The organism is Streptomyces araujoniae (assembly GCF_050871195.1).
In the GTDB taxonomy this organism is placed as follows: domain Bacteria; phylum Actinomycetota; class Actinomycetes; order Streptomycetales; family Streptomycetaceae; genus Streptomyces; species Streptomyces bacillaris.
This window is the reverse complement of the sequence record NZ_CP194070.1, coordinates 7,459,459-7,480,310: the sequence shown is the minus strand read 5'-3', so window position 1 is coordinate 7,480,310 and position 20,852 is coordinate 7,459,459. Positions and strand designations below refer to the sequence as shown.

Genomic DNA, 20,852 nt, shown 5'->3' with positions numbered 1-20,852 from the left:
GTCGCCCAGGTCGAACGGGACACGGGAACTCGGCAGGGCGCTCACCCGACCAGTTCCACAGACAGAGAGTCGGACAGGGGTTCCCACAGGTTCCCGGAAATATGGGGAATGCAATGAAGAATTCAGCCATCACCCACATGAGCGCATTCCAACCGGAGTGCGAGTCGACGGAGTTGAGAGCGCGAGTCGACAGCTTCGTGCGTACGGAGGTGATCCCCGCCGAGGCCGCGCTGGACGCGGGCGGTGCGGACCGGGCCGTCGCACTCCGGGGGCTGCGTGACTCCGCCCGCGGCGCCGGGCTGTGGGCCCTGCCGCTCCCGGCCGAACTGGGCGGCGGCGGGCTGACGTTCCAGCAGTACGCGGCGTTGGCCGAGTCCGAGGGCGCCAGCGACCACGGCCCCGCCGCGCTGGGTTCGGCCCCGCTGCTCGATGTCCTGATGCTGGGCCGGTACGGCGGCGCCCGGGTACGTGAGGAGTACCTCGGAGGGCTTGTCTCGGGCGAGTTGCGCAGCTGCTACGCGATGACCGAGCCGGACGTACCGGGCTCCGCCCCGCTGCTCACCCGGACCCGGGCCGAGCCCCGGCCCGACGGCGGCTGGTCGGTGACCGGCCGCAAGTGGTTCACCTCGGGGGCCGACGGCGCCGATCTCGTCACGGTGATGGCGCGCACCGGGGGCACGGCGGGCGACCGCGAAGGGCTGACGCTGTTCGCCGTCCCGACCGGCTCACCCGGATTCCGCGTCGTGCGCGAGCTGCCCGTGTTCGGAGCCTCAGGTCAGTACGAGATCGCGCTCGACCGGGTCCTCGTCCCCGCCGACCATGTCCTCGGCAGGGGCGACGACGCTCTGGCCATCGCCGGCGAACGGCTCGCGCTCGGCCGCACCCTGCGCTGCCTGCGCTGGCTGGGGCAGGCCCAGCGCGCCTTCGAGCTGATGTGTGAACGCGCCGCCACCCGGGACGGATCGCACGGCCCGCTCGCCGGGAACCAGCTGGTCCAGCAGCACGTCTTCGACGCGCTCCTGGCCCTGCGCACCACCCGGCCGCTGGTCCACGAGGCGGTCGCCCTGATCGCGGCGGGGCAGGACGCCCGTACCGAAGTGGGTCTGGCCAAGGTCGCCGCCGCCCGGATGCTCCAGCAGGTCGCGGACTCGGCCATCCAGGTGTACGGCGCGGCGGGTCTGGGCCCCGACACCGCGCTGCCGTCCCTGTTCCGGGGCGGGCGGGCGGCCCGTATCCTCGACGGCCCGGACGAGCTGCACATCACCTCGGTGGCCCGCCGGGTGCTGCGCGACCACGGCTGGGCACCCGGTTCTCCTATACGCGGGTGACGTCGACCAGACCGTCGAGCACGGCCAGCCCCAGGGCCAGGAAGAAGTCGCCCCAGATCAGCTCATGGCGGACCGCCAGGCCCTTGGCCGCGTCGTAGCAGCCGTCGAGCAGCATGCCCGCCGGGCGCCCCGCTCCCGGTCCGGTGAGATGCTCCCCGGCCAGGCGGTCCAGGACCGCCTCCGCCCGGGCCGAGCACTCCTTCGACCACGGCGCCCCGGTGTGCGCGAGCTTCAGCAGCGCCACGGCGGTGATCGCCGCGGCCGAGGTGTCCGGCACTCCCCGGGGCACGCAGGTGTCGGCGGCCGGGACCAGCGGCCCGGTCAGCGCTCCCGTACGGTCCAGCAGCCGGCCGGCGTCCCGGGCGAGCCGCTCCGCCCGCGCGGCCGGTACCCCCGGGTCGAGCAGCGCGTCGGCGACCGCCAGCAGCATCCACGCCTCGCCCCTGCTCCAGCCCGGTGCGGGGTCGGTGCGGGGCTGCCATCCTCCTGCCGCGTCGAACCGCCAGGCCGGGTGCGGTCGTCGATCTCCCCCGGTCTCCGCCTGGCCGAGGAAGAGGCCGAGGTGGCGTTCCAGGTGCGCCGCGCCCGCGGCCGCCCCGTCGCCACCGGCTCCGGACAGCAGGGGAACCAGCCCCGGTACGGCATCCGCCCGGGCCAGCAGCCGCGGCCCGCCGAACGCCGCACCCCACGGCACGATCCCGGCCCGGGGGTCGAAGGCGGCGAGGCAGGCAAGGCCCGCCCTCGCGCGCAGCTCATCGGCCTCCGGTGTGTCGAAGGCCGGAGCCGTCCCGTACCAGAGGATCAGCCCCCGGGTGGCGGTGTCGGCCTCCACCCATGGCGCCAGCCGGGCCGTGCACCGGGCGGCGGCCAGCCGGTCCGCCGCCCGGCCCGTGGCCCGCGCGCGCAGCCACAGCAGCCCGGCCCAGAAGCCTCCGGTCCACGAACCGCGTGCGGTCGTCGTCCACCGCCCGTCCCCGGGCTCGGCGTACAACGGGAACCGCTCACCGACCTCAGCCTCGGTGACCGCCACCCGGCCGAGGACGGCCTCCAGCGCCCGGCCCCCGGCCCTCACGCCTCCTGCCCCTTCCCCGCCCGCGTCCGCCGGTCCCGTACGCCCCAGAGCAGGGCCACCACCCCGGCGGCGGCGAACTCCACCGCCACGAGCGACCAGCCCGCCCCGTAACCGGTCCCCTGGGCGAGCACACCGAACAGGGGCGGCCCCACGGCGAACCCGGCGAAGAACCCCGCCGCGACCAGCGCCGAGTCCGCTCCGGCCCGTCCGGGCGCGGCCCGCTGCATGACCAGGACCATCGACACGGCGTTCCCGGAGACGGCGAAGACCCCGACCGCGACGGCCCCCACCCACACCAGCGGCACCGCCACCAGCCCGCCCGCCAGCAGGCCCGCCGCGCCGACCGCGCCCACCGCCAGCAGCGCGGGCAGCCATTCGGCCCGCCCCGGACGGGCGGCCTTGGACCAGCAGATCCGCCCGAGTATGCCCGCCACCCCGAGGACCGCGACGAGGGCACCGGCCACGGTGGCCCCCATCCCGAGGCGCTCCGTCCCGTACAGGGCCAGGTAGGTGTTCACGGAGGCGATACCGGCGCCCAGGAAGAGGGAGAACCCCGCGAGCCAGGCCACCATCCCCCGTGGAACGTACGACGTCCGGGCGGGCGGGACCGACGCGGCGGGCGGGTCCGTTGGCAGAGCGCGCAGCACCCACACGCCGCCGAGCAGCGCCACCGCCGCGGCGGTCCAGACCGCGCCCCGCCAGCCGAGACCGCCCGCGAGCGCGGCGAGCGGCAGCCCCGCGACGAACGCCCCCAACTGCACACCGGACTGCTTGAGGCCGGTCACCGCGCCGCGCCGGGCGGGCTCGACGGTGGCCAGGATCGCCTTGTTGGTGGCCGGGTTGGCCAGAGCCTGCGGTATTCCCCCCAGGGCGACCGCCCCGAGGAGCAGCCCTGCCCCGGGAGCGGCCCCGATCAGCGCGAGGGCGGCGGCGGAGAGAAGGAACAACAGCACCAGGGCGCGCCGGGGGCCGATGCGGTCGACCATCCGGCCGCCGCCGGGCGACAGGACGGCCGCCGTGCCGAAGCCGACCGTGGTCGTCAGCCCCAGCATCGTGGGAGAGATGCCCAGCCCATCGACCAGTCGGGGCCCCAGAGCGCCGATCAGGAACAGCTGAAGCATCGAGAACGCCATGGCACAGGTCAGCAGCGCGGTCACCGTGCGGGGTTCGCGGTCCCGCGCACCGGACGAAGCCGCTGCCGTAGTTCCCTCTGCCACCACAGAAGTCTCCGTTCCTTCAGTACCAGGGGTCACGACCTACCGAGAAGACAGTCGGATGAACCGGCGCCCCGGTTCCCCCGTCCCATCCACTGGATCCGCCCGGGCAGCCTTCACCGTGGGCCGCCCTTCGGCCACTCGGCCGGAAAGGGCTCATCCCTCCGGGCGGAACAGCATCGCGCACCACATCCTCCACCTTCGGAACCGGCGGGCCTGCCGGCCACCTCGGCCGCAGCGAGCACGGCGCGGTACGGTCCAGGCCGCCGTCGGCCTGCTCCGACGCCAGCGGCCCCTGGAGCCGAGCCCGCGACGGCGGCCGTGAGCACCGGTGCTACCGACGCCCACGACACCTCACCCCGCCGCGAACGAGTTGCCTGTCCGCCGCCCGACGCCGACGCTGCAGCCGGTCCAGGCTGCCGAGCGGCCTGGCCGGCACCTCGGCGACGCCGACACCCGTGCTCGACTCCGTCTCGTCCCGGGCTCCACCGTCCCGAACGGCGACGAAGACCCTCCTCGGTGCCGGTCGATCTCGACGGGTGTGTCACAGACTCCCCGATCCGGCCCGTCGCTCCCCTCGTTCCCACCAGGCTCCCTCTTGTGACCAATCGTTTCCCTCGCCGCGTGAAGCAGGACGGCCGCCATACTCCCAACCTCTGGCCCGTCTGGCTCGTCGCCCCTGCCGCACTGCTTCTCGTCGGAGCCGCCGCCTACGGCCTCTACCACGGCGCGGAATCTCTCCTGGCCAGGGAGAGCACGGGGAAGCCGGCCAAGGTCCAGGACGTCATCAGCACCACCGTGACCACGCTGACCCTCATAGGCGCCGTTCTCGCCGCCCTGTATGCCTACCGCAAACAGCTCCTCGACGAAGGAACCTCCCACCGGGCGGATGCCACCCAGCTCACCGAGCGCTACGCCAAAGCCGCCGAGCAGCTTGGCCACGACCAGGCCGCCGTCCGGCTCGCGGGCGTCTACGCCATGGCGCGGCTGGCCGATGACTGGCCCGAACAACGTCAGGTATGCATCGACGTGCTCTGCGCCTACCTCCGCATGCCCTACAGCACGGACCCCGCCCAGCCCGGATTTCGGCATGGCGAACGCGAAGTCCGCCTGACCATCATCCGCATTATTCACGACCATCTCCAAGACCCTGCCACCAGCACCACGTGGTGCGGACTCAACCTCGACTTCACCGGAGCCACCTTCGACGGCGGTGACTTCAGTGGCTCGGTGTTCTCCGGCGGCCAGGTCTCCTTCAACGGCTCGGTGTTCTCCGATGGTCGGGTTTCCTTCAACGGCTCGGTGTTCTCCGGCGGCCGGGTCGACTTCAGCGGCTCAGTGTTCTCCGGCAGCCAGGTCTCCTTCAGCGGATCGGAATACTCCGGCGGCCGGGTCTCCTTCAGCCGCTCGACGTTCTCAGGCGGCCGGGTTGACCTCAGTGTCTCGGCCTTCTCCGGCGGCCAGGTTTCCTTCAGCCGCTCAACGTTCTCCGGCGGCGAGATCTCCTTCAGCGGCTCGGAACAATCCGGCGGCCGGGTCTCCTTCAGCGGCTCGGAATACTCCGGCGGCCAGGTCGACTTCAGCCGCTCGACGTTCTCCGGCGGTCAGACCTACTTCAGCAGCTCGGCGTTCTCCGACGGCCGGGTCGACTTCAGTGGCTCAGTGTTCTCCGGCAGCCAGGTCTCCTTCAGCGGCTCGGAATACTCCGGCGGCCGGGTCTCCTTCAGCGGCTCGACGTTCTCCGGCGGCGAGGCCGACTTCAGCTTCACGACCTTCTCCGGCGGCGAGGCCGACTTCAGCTTCACGACCTTCTCCGGCGGCCAGATCTATTTCAGCCGCTCGACGTTCTCCGGCGGCCAGGTCGACTTCAGCCGCTCGACCTTCTCCGGCGGCCGTTCCTACTTCAGCAGCTCGGTGTTCTCCGGCGGCCGGGTCTCCTTCAGCAGTTCGGAATACTCGGGCGGCCGGGTCTCCTTCAGCGGCTCCGTATTCTCCGGCGGCGAGGCCGACTTCAGCTTCATGACGTTCTCCGGCGGCCAGGTCGACTTCAACGGTTCGGAGTACTCCGACGGCCACGTTTCCTTCAGCCGCTCAACATTCTCCGACGGCCAGGTCGACTTCAGCTTCTCGACTCATTTCGGCGGCCGGGTCGACTTCAGCTTCGCGGCGCACTTCGGGGGCCAGGTCGACTTCAGCTTCTCGGAGTTCTCCGGAAGCGAGGTTTCCTTCAGCCGCTCGGCATTCTCCGGCAGTCAGGTGAGCTTCGCAGGTTCGTCGTACACCGGCGGCCAGGTCGACTTCAACGGTTCGGCGTTCTCCGGCGGCGAGGTTTCCTTCAGCCGCTCGGCATTCTCCGGCGGCCAGGTTTCCTTCGACCGATCGGCGTTCTCCGGCAGCCAGGTCAACTTTACCGACTCGACGTACACCACCGGTGTCGTCAGCTTCCGGCATTCACGTGTCCAGACGTCAGCACTGGTCCATTGGGGCCCCTTCCCTGCGATCGTTCCAGCCCCCCAGCCGTGAGCAGCTGTCCAACAGCGGCCGGCACAACGAGGCGGTTCGGTCCTCTTGGCCGTGTCCGCGTCAGGAGTTGGGCTTCGGCTCGGGCATGACGTGCCGGCGGAGGTTGCGGGACTGGCGATGCCGACGTCCGGCAGCAGCGCACGAAGCGCTGCTGCCGGACGCCACGCGGCGGCCCGCCTCGACCGGTCGCGGGCGGTGGTCGACTCCGGCCATGTGCGGGCCGCAGAAGAAGAGCGTCGGCGAAGAGTGCCCGGTCGCCCTCGAACGGTGCGCGCCCCAGGACCGCTGTCGATCTACCGGCCTTTCGAAGCAGAGCCTTCAACCATCCCGGCCGATCGCCGGAACGGAGGGCGTACGCCCTCCCGAGGAGGAGTGCGCCGGTCCGTCCCGTCGGCGGGGGACTACTCCTCCGCGCCCTCCCGCAGCAGCCGCACATAGTCCCGCGCCCACGCCTCGACCGTCGCCGGGTCCCAGAGATCCGCCGAGTACTCCACCGCTCCCTCCAGAACGTCACCAGCCGGGGACAGCACCATGATGAACTCGGACCGGGAAGCGGCAGGGGCGATCTCCGCCACCGTGATGGTGAGTCCCGGCATGTCGATGCCGGTGTCCAACGAACTCTCGTACGCCAGGCCGATGGCCAGACCCTCCGGTATGCGAATGCCCTTGCGCTGCCGCATCGCCGGGGCCACCCGGCGTGGCGGCATGGCGTGTTCCATGCCCAGGACGGTCGTGCTCGTGACCCGGTCCGTGAGCTCGGCGAAGGAGCCGGAGCGCGCGTCGCGGACCCGCAGGGCGAACCCCGTGGCCGTGCAGCCCACCAGGGACTCGAACTCACGGCTCTCCCGGCCCGCGTAGGAAATGTTCATCACCACGTCGTCCTGCTCGGCCTTCGTCGTCAGCAGTCGTCCGAGCGCGGCCGCCGCCACGACGAAGGGTGTGGTCGACCGCCGGGCCGCCAGGCCTTCCACAGCGGCCCGGACCTCGGCGGGAACCGTGAATCGGACGACTCCGCCCCGGCCGCTGAGCACGTCCGGCCTCGGCCGGTCCAGGGGCAGGTCCAGGGTGAAGGGGGCGTCGGCCAGCTCTTCCAACCAGTAGTCGGTACGGCGACCGTCGGTCGCCTCCTGATGGGCGGCCTGCCAGTGCGCGTACTCCACCTGCTGGGGCGCCACGGGTGACAGACCATGACCGGCGGCGGTGGTCGCGGCGCGGTAAAAGGCGCCGAGTTCCTTCAACAGCGTGGTCAACGCCCACCCGTCGCACGTGCAGTGATGCGTCACGAACAGCAGCACCCACTCCTCTTCACCCGTGCGCAGCAGACGGGTGGAGAGGACGTCTCCCGTGAAGGGGTCAAGGGGCGTCTCCACCGCCTGCTCCGCGAACCGGCGCAGCTGTTCACGCCGTTCCACTTCGCTGCGCGAAGTGAGGTCCTCGACGGGCAGGTCGAGCGACCCGGACCGGAGCACCTCCTGCCGCCAGGTGCCGGAGCTCTCGCGTACCAGACGTGTCCGCAGGGACTCATGACGCCGCACCAGGTCCTCCAGTGCGCCGTGCAGGGCTGCGCGGTCCAGTCGGCCCGTGAAGGTGATGCTCAGGGCCACGTTGAAGACCTGCGGCCTGGCGTGGCGGGAGTGCAGGGTGGCGAAGCGGGTCTGCTGTTCGGTGGCCGGACCCCGGCGGACCACCCGCCCCGACCGGGCCTCGTCCACGAACTCCGTCAGGGCACGGAGCGTGGGCTGCTGGTAGAGGTGTGTCAACGGGTACTCGACCCCCCACGTCTCCCGGATTCGATTGACCAGCCTCATCGCGGTCAGGGAGTGCCCGCCCAGGTCGAAGAGGGAGACATCCGGGTCGACACCCGCATCGGTGAGGTCGAGTTCGGCCGCCCAGAGGTTACGGAGTCCCTTCTCCACCGATGTGATGGCGGCATCCTCGGACGTCGGCCGGTCAGGATCACGGGTCTCACCGGTATCTGCCACGGCCGGGGGAACGGCCGGAGGGAGGAGTGCCCGGTCCAGCTTGCCGCTGCTGTTCAACGGCAGTTCAGGCAGAGTGCACCACAGGCGAGGCACCATGTACTCCGGGAGGCGGTGGCCCAGCTCCCGGGTCCATCGTTCCGTGCGGCGGGCCTGTACCTCCGGCTCTCCGGAGACCGGCTCGGTGGGCACCACGTAGGCGGCGAGAACCGCCTCACCATGGTCTCGGCGGCGGCTGATGACGGCTGCCTGGCGGACACCGTCGAGGCGGCCCAGAACCTGTGCGACCTCCTCCGGCTCCACCCGGAATCCGCGGATCTTCACCTGGTCGTCGGTACGGCCCACGAAGACCAGTCGTCCGTCCGCCGTCCAGCGGACCAGATCGCCCGTGCGGTAGCAGCGAGTCTCCCCGTCGCCTTCCGGCAGGGTCGTGAACCGCTCGTCTGTCAGGTCGGGCCGGTGCAGGTACCCCTGCGCGACGCCGGGGCCGCCGACGAGCAGCTCCCCCACCGTGCCGATGGGTACCGGCTTGTCCGAGGCGTCCACGACACGCACGGTGACGTTGTCCACGGGTCGGCCGATCGGGGCGACGTCCGCCCCGTCGACCGCGTCGGCGCTCTCCGCCAGGGGCAGGACCGTGTCGACGACGCACAGCACGGTCGCCTCCGTCGGACCGTAGACGTTGAGGGTCTCGTAGAGGGCTTCCGGCCTCGGCCGACGGTTGAGCGTCTCGCCGCCCAGCAGCAGATGGCGCAGCGGTGGCTGATCGGCCGCCGGCAGACGGAGCAGCTCCTCCCCCAGTGCCGTCGGCATGATGCTGAACGTGATCTTCTGGCCGGTGAGCCACCGGGCCAGAGCGAGCGGATCGCGGCGGGTCTCGTCGTCGGCGACCACCAGGGTGCCGCCCGCCGTCAGAGTCGGCCAGACCTCCATGAGCGATGCGTCGAAGCTCTGGCCGCAGACCATGGCGGCGCGGTATTCGTCGTCCGGCGCGCATCGTGCGTGATGCCACTGACAGAGATCCACCACCGCCCGGTGGGTGAGTACGGCCCCCTTGGGCGTGCCCGTACTGCCCGAGGTGTAGATGACGGCCAACGGGGAGGAGAGTGCGCTGTCCGGCGTCGGACGAGAACGGTGCCCCGTGTCGCCGGTCGGTACGGCGTCCGGGGGGACGACCTGCACGGACGCGGGAAGTCCCAGCTCCCGCGCCGCGTCCGGCCCGCTGACCACCAACCGGGCGCCGCTCTCCGCGATGACCTGCGCGGCACGGGCGGCGCCGAGTGCCGGGTCGAGAGGCACATAGGCGCACCCCGCCCTCGCGACGGCGAGCAGGGCGGTGACGAACTCCGGGCCGCGTGGCAGCCGGACAGCGATCACGGGTGCCGGGCCCTCGCCGGCCCCGGACTCCGTGAGCACGGAGGAGAGCCGTTCCGCTGCCTCGTCCAGCTCCCGGTACGTCAGCGCGGCATCCGCGCCCACCACCGCGGTCCGGCCGGGATGCTCGGCCGCGCGTTGGGCCACCCAGTCGTGGACGGTGGTGTCGAGGACCGGACGCAGGGGTCCTCTGCACCAGTTCTCCGGAACCTCGTCGCCGTCGGCCGGTTCCCGCGCTGTCACAGAGAGCGGTGTGCCCGGCCGCTCGACGGCAGCGGTCAGCAGATCGCGGAAGACCGCGAAGAACCGGTCGACGGTGGCCGGGTCGAACAGCTGCGCGTTGTACTCCAGATGGCACCGAATGCCCTCCGGCAGGTCGGTGAAGTAGACCGTCAGATCGGTCAGCGCCTTGTCGGGGCCCGCGTCCAGGGCCGCTGCCTCGACGCCGGGGAGGTCGAGACGGAACGGCTCGTCCGACTGGAACTCGGCAAGCGTCTGGAACACCGGTGTACGGTCCGTCCCGCGTGGTGGAGCCAGGGCTCGTACCACCTCGTCGAACGGCGTTGCCGCGTGGTCGTAGGCGTCGAGGGCCGCAGCCCGCACCCGGTCCAAGAGCGTCGCGAATGCCGGATCGCCGGTGAGGTCGACGCGGAGGGCCACCGTGTTGACGAAGAAGCCCACCAGCTCTTCGGCCCGCGCGGGCCGGTCGGAGACGGGGACCCCGATAACGATGTCCTCCTGCCCCGTGACGCGTTGGAGCATGGCCGCCCAGCCGGTCATCAGCGTCATGAACAGGGTGGCGCGGTGATGTCGGCCCAGCTGCCTGAGCCGGTCGCTCAAGCCTGCGTCGAGGGAGTGGAAGACCGCGCGGCCCTCGGAGGCCATCTCCGCCGGGCGAGCCCGGTCGGTGGGCAGTCGGAGGACGGGAAGGTCTCCGCCGAGCGCCCGCAGCCAGTACGCCAGATCGCGCTCGGTGTCGGGGCCGGCCACCGCCGCGCGCTGCTCAACGGCGTGCTGGGCGTAACTCCAGGCCAGCTCGGGCAGAGCGGCCTCGGTGCCGTCCAGCTCCGCACGGTAGAAGGCGGAGAGGTCCCGGCACAGCACGGTCGCCGACGCGGCGTCCACCACGATGTGGTGGAAGGACAGGACCAGGACGTGCTCGTCAGCGGTGGTACGGACGAGGCGGGTGACGAACAGGGGTCCGTTCTCCAGGTCGAAGCGGCGGTTGCTCTCCTGATGGAGTGCTTCGCGTACGGCGTCCTCGGCTTCCGTGGTGCCGTCCACCACGGCGAAGTCCGTTTCGCAGAAGGGCCGTACCACCTGGACCGCCGAGTCGCCGACTGCCCGGAAGACGGTGCGCAGCATCTCGTGGCGGGCGACGAGCCGCCGTACGGCGCTGCGCAGCGCCTCGGCGTCCAGGCTGCCGGTCAGCCGGATCGCCTTGACCTCGTTGTAGGCCGTGCGCCCGGGAAGCAGGCGTTCCAGGAACCAGATGCGCTCCTGGCCAGGTGAGAGAGGCGCCCCCGGCATGGACGGCTGCCGGTCCCGGTGGCGACGGCGGAGCGCGTCCAGCCGGGGCAGCCCGGCCCGCAGCTGATCCGGGCCGACGCCGAAGTCGACCAGCGCGACGATCTCGTCCGCGCCCGCGTCGGCGACCGCCTGGGCCACGGGCAGGGTGGAGTCCACGTCACCGATCAAGGCACGCTGGTCGCAGTACCGGCTGTAGGCCCGCCGGAAGACCACGTCCAGGTCGTCTTCGCTGAGCGACTTCAGGTCGGCGGTGACGCCGAGGCTGTTGGTGACGCCGCTGAAGAGGGAAAGGGACGCTCGCATGTAGCGGGCCATCGGCTCGAAGGCGTCGGCCCGGGCCGTGTCGTGGTCCGCGCCGAGGTAGGTGTGGAGCAGGACGGCGACCCGCCCGGCGTCCGGGTCGAGACCGTGGCGGGCGCGGGCCCGGCGATAGCGGGAGATGTTGTCCCTGAGCTGGTCGATGTCCTGGGTCATCAGGTTGGTCACGATGCCGAGGTCGTGCTCGGCGGCCCGTTCGTACGACTCCGGGTTGCCCACCACCGCCGTGTAGAGCGGCGGCATCGGCTGCACCGGTCGGGGGAAGAGCCGGATCTCCCGCTCTCCGTCGCCGGTCCTCCGGAGCAGGGCCTCGCCGCGCCAGAGGCGCCGCACGTCGGCGAGGCGGTCGTACATCTCCTGTTTGTGCCGTCCGAAGCGCTCGGGGAAGAAGACGAAGTCGGCGGCGTTCCAGCCGCTGGCCACACCGAGGCCGACCCGTCCACCGGAGAGGTTGTCCGCCATGGACCACTCCTCCGCCACTCGGATCGGGTCGTGGAGCGGCATGACGACCGAGCCCGCGTTGAGGCGGATGCGCCGGGTCTCGCGGGCCAGGGCCGCCGCGAGGACGGCGGGGTTGGGGAAGAGTCCGCCGAAGGAGTTGAAGTGCCGCTCGGGCATCCACAGCGCCTCGAACCCGTGCTCGTCGGCGAACCGTGCCGCCTCCATCAGTAGTTCGTAGCGGCCCTCCGGTGAGCCGGGGCCCTCCTCCGGATAGTCACCGAAGAAGTAGAGGCTGAAGTCCGCGCGTCGCGAGGGGAAGGCCGCGGAGGCGGTGGGTTCACAGGCCGGGGCGGTTCCGGTGGCAGGTGCCGCAGGAGATGTGGCCGTGCGCGCCGGGGCCGGGATTGCCTGGTTCTCCGCCGGGAGGGGCTGCCGGGTCCTGGGCCGCTGGGAAAGGGCCCTGGCCGAGTGGAAGAAGCCTGCCTGCCGCAACTCCCGCAATGACCCGCGCACGGCATCGGCCACCTGCTCGATGTCGCCGTCCGTGTGTGCCGTGGAGAGAAAGAAGTTGCGCCACTCCCATACGTGCACGCCGCGCAGCATCAGGTGGTGGTAGAGGAGTTCCATGTCGGCGCGGTGCTCGAAGCGGAACTGCGAGCCGAACCAGGCCATGCGCAGGGGGTACTCCTCGGCCTCGAAGAACCCGTTCAGCCCGGTGGCCAGGCGGGTCGTGCGCTCGTTGAGCCGTTGTTGCAGATGGGGGCTGTGGTCCCGGAGGTGGGTGAGCACGGCGTGGGCGGCGGTCATCGCCACGGGGTGCTGGAGGTAGGTCCCGCCGAAGAAGGTGGTGTCGGCGGTGGGGCCGCTGTCGTCCCCGTAACTCCAGTAACCGCCGTCGATGCCGTCCATGATGTCGGCGCGGCCCGCGACGGCGCCGATGGGGAATCCGCCGCCGAGGAGCTTTCCGTAGGTGGCGAGGTCCGGGCTGACACCATAGAGGTCCTGTGCGCCGCGCAGGGCGGGCCGGAACCCGGTGAGCATCTCGTCGAACATGAGCACGATGCCGTGCCGGGCTGTCAGCTCGCGCAGTCTGCGCACGAACTCGACCGGCTGGAGCGAGAGGTTCCTGCTCTGCACCGGCTCGACGATGACCGCGGCGATGCGTTCGGCGTCCCGCTCGATCGCGTGCAGAGCGTCCTCGCTGCCGTAGCGGAGGACCGTCAGCTCCTCGACCGCGCTGAGGGGGATGCCTCGGGAGACGGGCACGGTCTTCTCCCCGGACTGCCGGCCCAGGACCTGGTCCGCGTGGCCGTGGTAGGAGCTCTCGAAAGCGACGATGCGGTCGCGGCCGGTGGCGGCCCGGGCGAGGCGGATGGCCGCGGCGTTGGCTTCGGTACCGGAGTTGGCGAACGCCACCCGTTCCATCCCGGTCAGCTCGCACAGCAGCTCGGCGGCCTCGCCCGTCTCGACACCGCGTGGGCCGAGCCGGATGCCCCGGGAGAGGTGTTCACGTACGGCCTCACGGACGAAGTCGGGTTCGTGGCCGAAGAGGAGTACGCCGAACCCCATGGTGATGTCGGTGTAGCTGTTGCCGTCGATGTCCTCGATCCGCGCCCCCTGGGCGCGCCGGGCGGCGATCGGGTACAGCATCTCCTTGGTCGCCCTGCGGAAGCCCACGACGGCTCTGCTGTCAGCGAGACGACGGTGGTGGCGCTGGGCCAGGCGCCGGGAGGCCTCGGTCCGTGCCGTGTACCGGCGCAGAAGGTCGTCGAGGTGCTCCTGCTGGGAGGCGGGCGAGGCAGCGCCGACCATGCCCGTGCCGGGGGCGACCTCGACGCGCGGCCCGTGCACCCGGGCCTCCTCGGAGCCGCGCGCGGCGTCCGGGTCCGTGGCGGGCGCAGCGCCGGAACCCATGACCGGGGCGGCAGCGGCGACGGGGGCGGCGGCCGGTGGTCCGGCGTTCATCTGCGCGGTGACACGGTCGGCCAGCTGAGCCATCGCGGCCAGGTCGCGGTCCAGGGCGGCCGCGATCTCCTGCTGCTCGCTCATCGGGGCTCCCCGTCCCCGGCGAGAGGCGCTGCCGCGGTGCTGGCCTGGAGGGTGAGCAGTTGGGAGAGCTGGGAGAGCATCTGCAGCTGGATCTGGGACAGTTGGTGGACCCGCCGGGACAGCTCCAGGAACTCCTGCCGGGTGACGAACCCGTTGTCCTGCGGGCCGTTGACGGAACCGGAGACCGGAGCCGGGACGGCGTTCGGGACAGCGGCCGGGTGCGAGGGCTGAGCCGCGACGGAAGCCGGGGTGGCGGTGAGCGCCGAGTCGCCGGGCGGCCGTTGCTCCGGGGCCGGTGTCCGCGCGGTCACCGGCTCCGCCGCACGCGGCCGCGGGAGGGTCTCGGGCGCGCTCCCGTGCTCCCGGGGCAGCCGCGCGGCGACGAGTTCGGCGAGCAGTCGGGGGGTTCCCGTCTCGTCGAACAGCTCCCGCATGGTGACCTTGACCTGGTGCTCCTGCTCTATCTCCCGCAGCACGTTGATCATGAGGAGTGAGTCCGCGCCGAGGTCGAAGAACGGGGTGTCGGCCGCGAGCGTGGTCAGATCCTCGCCGAAGGCACGTGAGAGCACACCGAGAATGCCGTCCAACAGGTGCCGCGTTTCCATCGTCTCTGCCGTCACTGTGCGTTCCTCTCTTGCGGTGGACTCGGGTCCGGGGTTCCTGGGAGGTCTGCCGACCCAGTAGGGGCGGTGTTGGAAGCGATAGCCGGGCAGCGGGACGCGCCGCCCTCCGGTGCCCGCCAGGAAGATCTCCCAGCGGATGTCCGCTCCTGCGCTGTGCAGTGTCGCGGCGGCGCCGAAGAGCGCGCCGAGTCCGGTGCCGCGGTGCAGTGACGGGGTCACCCGCACGGTGGGCAGGGAGCGGCGGGCCAGACCGCTCAGCGTGGTGTGCGGGCCGATCTCCAGCAGGACGGCCGGCTGTTCGACTGCGACGGAACGCAGCGCGGCGTCGTAGCGAACGGGCTCGCGGGCATGGCGCAGGAAGTGGTCCGCGTCCGGAATCCAGCCCGGTTCGCGGGTCCGGCCGTCGAGTGAGCTGATGAAGCGGGTGTGTACGGGAGTGAGGGAGCTCTGGGCCAGGACCTTCCCGAACCGGTCGAGCATCGGCTCCACGGCGGCGGTGTGGAAGGCGCGGTCCACGGCGAGGCGCTCGTACGCGATGCGCCGTTCGTCGAGGACCGCGCACACCCGGCGGACCACCGGCTCGGGACCGGCCAGCACCTGGGAGCGCTCTCCGTTGACAACGGCCACCTCCAGGCCGGTGTGTGCGGCGCTCAGTTCCAGAGCGGACTCCCGTTCCAGGGCCACCGCCACCATCGTGCCCGGCTCACAGTGGTCGCGCATCAGGCGGCCTCGGTGCGCGCTGAGTTCGAGGCCGTCGGCCAGCGACAGGGCCCCGGCCGCGAAGAGTGCCGCGTACTCCCCGACGCTGTGGCCCGTCACGGCGCGGGGGCGGATGCCGGACTCCTCCCAGAGCCGGACCAGGGCGCATTGAAGGGCATACAGGGCCGGTTGCGCAGCCGCGGTTGACAGAAGACTCCCGGGGGCGTCCGTCCCATCGGCCAGCAGGTGCCGCAGCAACGATTCTCCGGTGAGGTGGCGGTGCTGTGCCTCGCAGGCATCGAGAACCTCGCGTACGACGGGGAACCGCTCGTACAGGTCGGCTGCCGCACCGGGGCGGAGAGCCCCTTGGCCGGTGAACTGGAACACCACCCCGGCGGTCCCCTCCGGCGATGGGCCGGGGTCGTCGGCGGAGGCGCGCGGACCGGGGCCGACGAGCCAGGCGTCGAGGGCGTCCGCCAGTACGGAGGGGCTCTTTCCCCTGAACGCGGCGCGGTGACGGCCGTGCGACCGGCCCAGAGCGGTGGTCGTGATCAGGTCGGCCAGCGGCAGAGCCGTCCGTCTGCGGAGGGCGTCGCGCAGGGACCGTACGTTGTCGGCCAGGGCTTCGTCGCTCGTCGCGGAGACCAGGAGGACGTCGGGCGGGGCGGCGGCCGCGTGACGCGGTAGAGGCTCGGGAGCCTCCTCCAGGACGAGGTGGACGTTGGTGCCGCCGATACCGAGCGAGGTGACCCCGGCCCGCCGGGGGGAGCCCGTCTCGGGCCACGGCCGCAAGGAGCGGGGGGCGTAGAACGGGCCGGTCTCAAGTTCGAGCAGCGGATTGGGCTCGGAGAAGCCGGCGATCGGAGGGATGACCCCGTGCTTGAGCACCAGCAGCGCCTTCACGAGACCGGCCAGGCCGGACGCCACGTCGAGATGGCCGATGTTGGTCTTGACGGCCCCGAGAGCGCAGTAGCCGGTGCGGTCCGTGTCCTGGCGGTACGCCGCCGTCGCTCCTTCCAGCTCGATGGGGTCGCCCTTGAGGGTCCCCGTCCCATGGGTCTCCAGATAGCCGATGGTGGCCGCGCTGACGCCCGCGTGGTCCAAGGCACGGCGTACGGCGTTCTGCTGGCCTCGCGCGCTGGGAGCCGCGTACGCCTTCTTGCCGGCACCGTCGTTGCACACGCCCCAGCCGCGGATCACGCCGTGCACGGTGTCCCCGTCCGCGAGCGCCCGGTCCAGTCGCTTGAGTACGACGGCCAGGACGCCGGTGCCGCCGACGGTGCCGTTCGCGGCCGCGTCGAACGCCCGCAGATCACCGGTCCTGGAGAGGATCGACCCCTTCACGTAGTGGTAGCCGAGGACCTGCGGGACATGGACGGAACCGGCGCCGACCAGCGCGATGTCGCATTCGCCGAGCAGTAGCGAGTGGGCGGCCAGCTGCACGCCGACCAGCGAACTGGAGCACGCCGTCTGCACGTTGACGGCGGGGCCGGTGAGGCCGAGCCGGTGGGCGACCCGGGTCGCGTTGAAGTCGGTGAAGTTGCCGACCATCACCTGCATACCGGCCAGCCAGTCACCGATGTCCTCGCTCGGCAGCACGTTGTTGAGCAGGTAGGACTGCATGTTGTAGAGGTGGTAGCCGGCGCTGGCGTAGACCCCGATCCGCCTCCCGCCCCGCTCGTCCGGATAGCCGGCGTTCTCCAGCGCGTGCTGCGAGCACTCCAGGAACAGCCGGTGCTGGGGGTCGGTGAGACGCGCCTCGCGGGCGCTCATCCCGAAGTGCCTGGCGTCGAAGCCGGAGATGTCGTCCAGGACGGCTGACGTTCCGATGAAGTCGTCGCGCCGGTAAAGCTCCTCGGGCACCCCCGCCGCCTTCAGCTCCTCCCGGCTGAACCGGGTGAAGCGCCGCTCTCCGTTGCGGATGACGCGCCACAGGTCCTCCGGCGTGTCCGCGCCGGGGAGCCGGAAAGCCATCCCGATGACGGCGAGGCGCGGGTCCGGTCCGCCGGTGCCCATCAGCCACGCTCCTTGCGCAGGACGCCACCACCGGGTGGTCGCACCCGGGCGTCCGGTTCGGCGGAGGGGCGGCGCAGCACGAGGTAGGCCAGCAGGGTGAGGCATCCGGCGATGGCGAGGCCGTGCAGGGAGGCGACCACTTGGAGCGGGGAGTAGCGGTCCAGGAGGAAACCGCTGACCAGCATGCCCAGCCCGAACCCGGCGTTCTCGACCGAGGCGGAGAGCCCGAAGATCCGGCCCCGCTCCGAGTCGGGCACCGTCTGGAGGCGGGACACGTAGACGACTTCGGTGAGGCCGTCCGCCGCCCCGGCGACGAGTGCCACCGCCAGGGTCAGCCCGGTCGGCAGACCGGTGAACACGACGATGAACGCCGCCGACATGACACAGGCGCCGATCGCGAAGGCCCGCTCCCCCAAGGTGCGGCCGCTCCGGCGGGTGTAGCGCGCCAGCACCTGCTGGGCGAGGATCGTGCCAACGGCCCAGGTGGCCCAGAACTGGCTGATGAAGGTGGCCGGGTGCTCGGGGTCGAGGATGCTGGAGTAGACGGGCAGCGCGACGTTGTGCGAGGACGAGCCCAGACCGTCCACGGCCCGCAGGGCGATCATCGCCATCAGTACCGGCACCGTGGCCCACAGCAGCCTGAGGGACCGTCGTCCGGCCCCGTCCCCGCTCTCCTCCGTGTCCGCGTCCTTCCCCGCCGACGCCCTCGTGCGGATCGGCAGCAGCATGAGGATGGTCGCGGACGCCAGGAAGGTGCATGCGTCCAGCAGGAAGGCCGCCGTGTAGCCCAGTTGCGCCACCACGACGCCCGCGGAGGAGAATCCGGCGATCATCGCCAGTGAACGGCCGGTCACCAGGAGGCCGTTGGCGTGGGCCCGCCGCTCGGGCCCGACGATCTCCGGGACGCTGCTCCGCAGGGCCACCTGGGAGAGCGTGGAGCAGAATCCGGTGACCACGGCGAGGCCGTACAGCAGAGGAAGCCGGCCCGCTTCCGGCGCGAGGAGCAGGGCCAGAAGCGCCACGGCCTGGCAGAGGTCCGCACCGATGATCAGGCGCTTCCGGTCGTAGGTCGAGACCAGACGCCCGCTCACGAAGCCCGAACCCACACTCGTCCCCAGCCGCACGGCCATGAAGAGCCCTGCGGCCAAAGCGCTGCCCGTGACGTCGTAGACGAAGACGTTCAGCGCCACCATGTTCAGGTAACTGCCGTACGCAGATAAGCCGTTACCGAGGACGAGCAGCCGGAAGTGCTTCATTCGCAACCTTTCGGAGACAGCGTCGGCAGCGCCACTGGCCACCCACCGGACCCTCGATAGATGCCGCAAAGACCCGGGGCGACGCCCCCTCCATACGGATCACGAGTCGTTCATGCACCTGCCAATTCCTCAAGCCATGCCCACCGGCCACGGGGTTCACACCAAGCCCTCAAAGCTCAGGCGCCACAGACTTCGCCCCCTTCCACCGGGGGCCCCAGCCGACCCCGACCGGGCGGAATGCCCTGCGCCATGGAGAGAGCGGCAGCCCTGACCCGGCAGGAGTTCAGTCGCCGGTGGTGGTCGGACAACTCCCCGGCGGCGATGGGCGGGCAGCACAGCGCGAGACAGGCCGATCGGGCCGCTCCGGCTCGCGCCCTCGCCGAAGCCGGGCATTACCGCAGCGGCCGGCTGCGACGGATGCTCACCGACGGGATACGCGCTTGCGGGCCCGGCGCAGCTCGGCGGAGTCACCCAACGACGTCGCGCCCAGCCGGCCGGACGAGTTCGCGCCCGGGCGCTACGGCACCCGGGCAGGATTCAGCACATCCGTCCGGGATGGGATTCCGGCATGTGGGCGGCAGACGGCTACCACAGCCTGACAGGTAATCAAGACAGTCAGCGGGAGGTCAGCAGGAAGTCAGCATCGATCCGATCGATCCCTGACACGCAAGCTCGAACGCGAGACTCGAGGTACCTCCTGCCACATCCACCAGACCCCCGAGCCCCGAGCCCCGAGCCCCGACCTACGGCGCCGGAGCCCGAGCCCTGGACAGCATGCGGATCGAGGCCCCGGAATGGAGTCCGCCAGTGGCGGCACGGTCAGCCCGTACAGAGGAATCTGCAGGTCAGCGCACCCTTCCGCGCGCCTTCAGCGGGGTAGCGGGCAGCTCCGGGGCAGGCAGGCGGGCACCGTCGTAGCCCTGCACCTCGCCGAACCGCGAGCCCTCCTCCCAGTCCTTTCGCGCCTGTGCGATCTCCTCGCCGGAGCGGCCGATGAAGTTCCAGAACATCACGATCTCCTCCTCGAACGGCTCGCCGCCCAGGAGCATCAGCCCCGCGTCGGAGAGGGCGCGCAACGGGAGTTCCCGGCGGCCGCAGCCCAGGTAGAGCATCGAGCCGGGCAGCACGGGTACGCCGTCGACCTCGGCCTCTCCCGACATCGACAGGACCGCGTACTCGAAGTCCGGGTCCAGCGGGAGGCGGGTCTCCGCGCCCCCGGTGAGGGCGAGGTCGGCGCCGACGATCGGGGTGTAGGCGGTGCCGGGGGACGCCGCGCCGTCCAGTTCGCCCAGGATCACGGTGGCGGTGAGGCCGGGGGCGGTGACGGCCGGGAGGTCGGTGTGGTGCTGGAAGTGCGGCTCGACATGGCGGTGCTCGTCGGGGAGGGCCACCCAGAGCTGGGCTCCGTGGAGGAACCTGGCGTGCGGCTTGGGGCTCTCCTCGGAGTGGCTGATGGCCCGGCCCGAGGTCATGAGGCCCAGTTCGCGGGGGCGTACGGTCTGGAGGCTGCCGAGGCTGTCGCGGTGCAGGACCTCGCCGTCGTGGAGCCAGCTGACGGTCTGGAGGCCCATGTGCGGGTGCGGCGGGACCTGCATGCCGGGCTCGTCCGCGATGTCGTCCGGACCGTAGTGGTCGACGAAGGCCCACGCGCCCACCATGCGACGGCCCAGGTTGGGCAGCAGCCGGCGCACCTCGGTGGACTCGCCGAGCGGTACGCGGCGGGGGGTGAGGAGTTCACGGACCGGCTCGGCGACGACGAAGCCGCGCCCTCCGCAGACGGAGGGTGTGGCCTGGCGATCGAGATTGCTCATGGCGCTCAACCTATTCCCGTACGGGCATGGAGCGTCGGCACCCACGCCGGAGCTTTAGTGGAATGTTCAACCATTATGGAGTGTTGTCACGGCTGAACGTACAGCGGGACGGCGGTTCGGGGTTCGCCCCGGGCGGGCGGACCGCCCGATGAGGAGGAGCGCACGTGAACGACACCTACTACGAGTTCGGCACGGCCGCCGACCGGTGGGACCGGGCGCAGCTGTTCTTCGAGGCCAAGGAGTACCTCACGGCCGCCCGGATTCTGGGCGGGCTCGTCGAGGAGGCGCCGGAGCAGGTCGCGCCGCGGCTGCTGCTGGCCCGCTCCTACTACCACTCCGCCCGGCTCGCGCGGGCCGAGGAGGAGCTGCGGGCGGTCCTGGAGCGCGACCCGGTGGAGAGCTACGCGCGCCTCATGCTGGGCCGGACCCTGGAGCGCCAGGGGCGGCAGGCCGAGGCGGCCACGCACCTGCGGCTGGCCGCCGCCCTCTCCGGCGACTTCGGGCAGTCGGGGAACGGAGCCTGATACGGGGAGCCTGATAGGAGGCCGGCCGCACCGGGGGACGAGGGCCGCACCGAACCGGTGCGGCCCTCGTCCCGTGCGGCCCTGTCCTGCTTTAC

Annotated in this window: 9 protein-coding genes; 3 read left to right on the top strand and 6 right to left on the bottom strand. The window is 71.5% G+C overall.

Features of this window, described 5'->3' with window-relative positions; translation table 11 throughout:
* Positions 1–137 precede the first annotated feature (137 nt).
* The gene (locus tag ACQ9ZG_RS31585) at positions 138–1,328 is read left to right on the top strand and encodes an acyl-CoA dehydrogenase family protein (protein ID WP_109914257.1); all 1,191 of its coding nucleotides are present in this window, start codon (positions 138–140) and stop codon (positions 1,326–1,328) included.
* Here the strand turns inward: ACQ9ZG_RS31585 and ACQ9ZG_RS31580 are convergent.
* Positions 1,315–2,400 carry a sugar ABC transporter permease gene (locus tag ACQ9ZG_RS31580; protein ID WP_499281478.1) on the bottom strand — a complete coding sequence of 362 codons (1,086 nt, stop codon included), beginning with the start codon at positions 2,398–2,400 and terminating at the stop codon, positions 1,315–1,317. The genes ACQ9ZG_RS31585 and ACQ9ZG_RS31580 overlap by 14 nt on opposite strands.
* Complete coding sequence (locus ACQ9ZG_RS31575; protein ID WP_499281477.1) at positions 2,397–3,620, bottom strand: MFS transporter; 1,224 nt, start codon at positions 3,618–3,620, stop codon at positions 2,397–2,399. The genes ACQ9ZG_RS31580 and ACQ9ZG_RS31575 overlap by 4 nt, the downstream gene beginning before the upstream one ends.
* Positions 3,621–4,238: 618 nt before the next feature.
* Between ACQ9ZG_RS31575 and ACQ9ZG_RS31570 the strand changes: the two genes are divergently transcribed.
* Positions 4,239–6,137: a pentapeptide repeat-containing protein gene (locus tag ACQ9ZG_RS31570; protein WP_109914572.1), complete on the top strand. Its 1,899-nt coding sequence runs from the start codon at positions 4,239–4,241 to the stop codon at positions 6,135–6,137.
* Between the two features lie 401 nt (positions 6,138–6,538).
* Here the strand turns inward: ACQ9ZG_RS31570 and ACQ9ZG_RS31565 are convergent, their stop codons facing one another.
* From ACQ9ZG_RS31565 to ACQ9ZG_RS31550, 4 genes are all read right to left on the bottom strand, one after another.
* Positions 6,539–13,828, bottom strand: coding sequence for a MupA/Atu3671 family FMN-dependent luciferase-like monooxygenase (locus tag ACQ9ZG_RS31565; RefSeq protein WP_499281476.1), 7,290 nt, complete (start codon positions 13,826–13,828; stop codon positions 6,539–6,541).
* A complete protein-coding gene (locus ACQ9ZG_RS31560; RefSeq protein ID WP_499281475.1) occupies positions 13,825–17,166 on the bottom strand; it encodes a type I polyketide synthase in 3,342 nt (1,113 codons plus the stop codon). The genes ACQ9ZG_RS31565 and ACQ9ZG_RS31560 overlap by 4 nt, the downstream gene beginning before the upstream one ends.
* Positions 17,166–18,422, bottom strand: a complete 1,257-nt coding sequence (locus ACQ9ZG_RS31555) for an MFS transporter (protein ID WP_109915336.1) — start codon at positions 18,420–18,422, stop codon at positions 17,166–17,168. Before ACQ9ZG_RS31555 ends, ACQ9ZG_RS31560 begins: the two co-directional genes overlap by 1 nt.
* An 845-nt stretch (positions 18,423–19,267) precedes the next feature.
* Entirely contained in the window at positions 19,268–20,233 is a 966-nt protein-coding gene (locus ACQ9ZG_RS31550) for a pirin family protein (protein ID WP_099220121.1), read from the bottom strand.
* 164 nt (positions 20,234–20,397) lie between these two features.
* Here ACQ9ZG_RS31550 and ACQ9ZG_RS31545 point away from each other — a divergent pair, with 164 nt between their 5' ends.
* Positions 20,398–20,757, top strand: coding sequence for a tetratricopeptide repeat protein (locus tag ACQ9ZG_RS31545; protein ID WP_109915335.1), 360 nt, complete (start codon positions 20,398–20,400; stop codon positions 20,755–20,757).
* Positions 20,758–20,852: the final 95 nt, after the last annotated feature.

Coding starts and splice junctions, on each gene's coding strand:
- ACQ9ZG_RS31585 (WP_109914257.1), top strand. CDS start 138: ATGAGCGCATTCCAACCGGAGTGCGAGTCGACGGAGTTGAGAGCGCGA.
- ACQ9ZG_RS31550 (WP_099220121.1), bottom strand. CDS start 20,233: ATGAGCAATCTCGATCGCCAGGCCACACCCTCCGTCTGCGGAGGGCGC.
- ACQ9ZG_RS31555 (WP_109915336.1), bottom strand. CDS start 18,422: ATGAAGCACTTCCGGCTGCTCGTCCTCGGTAACGGCTTATCTGCGTAC.
- ACQ9ZG_RS31565 (WP_499281476.1), bottom strand. CDS start 13,828: ATGAGCGAGCAGCAGGAGATCGCGGCCGCCCTGGACCGCGACCTGGCC.
- ACQ9ZG_RS31560 (WP_499281475.1), bottom strand. CDS start 17,166: ATGGGCACCGGCGGACCGGACCCGCGCCTCGCCGTCATCGGGATGGCT.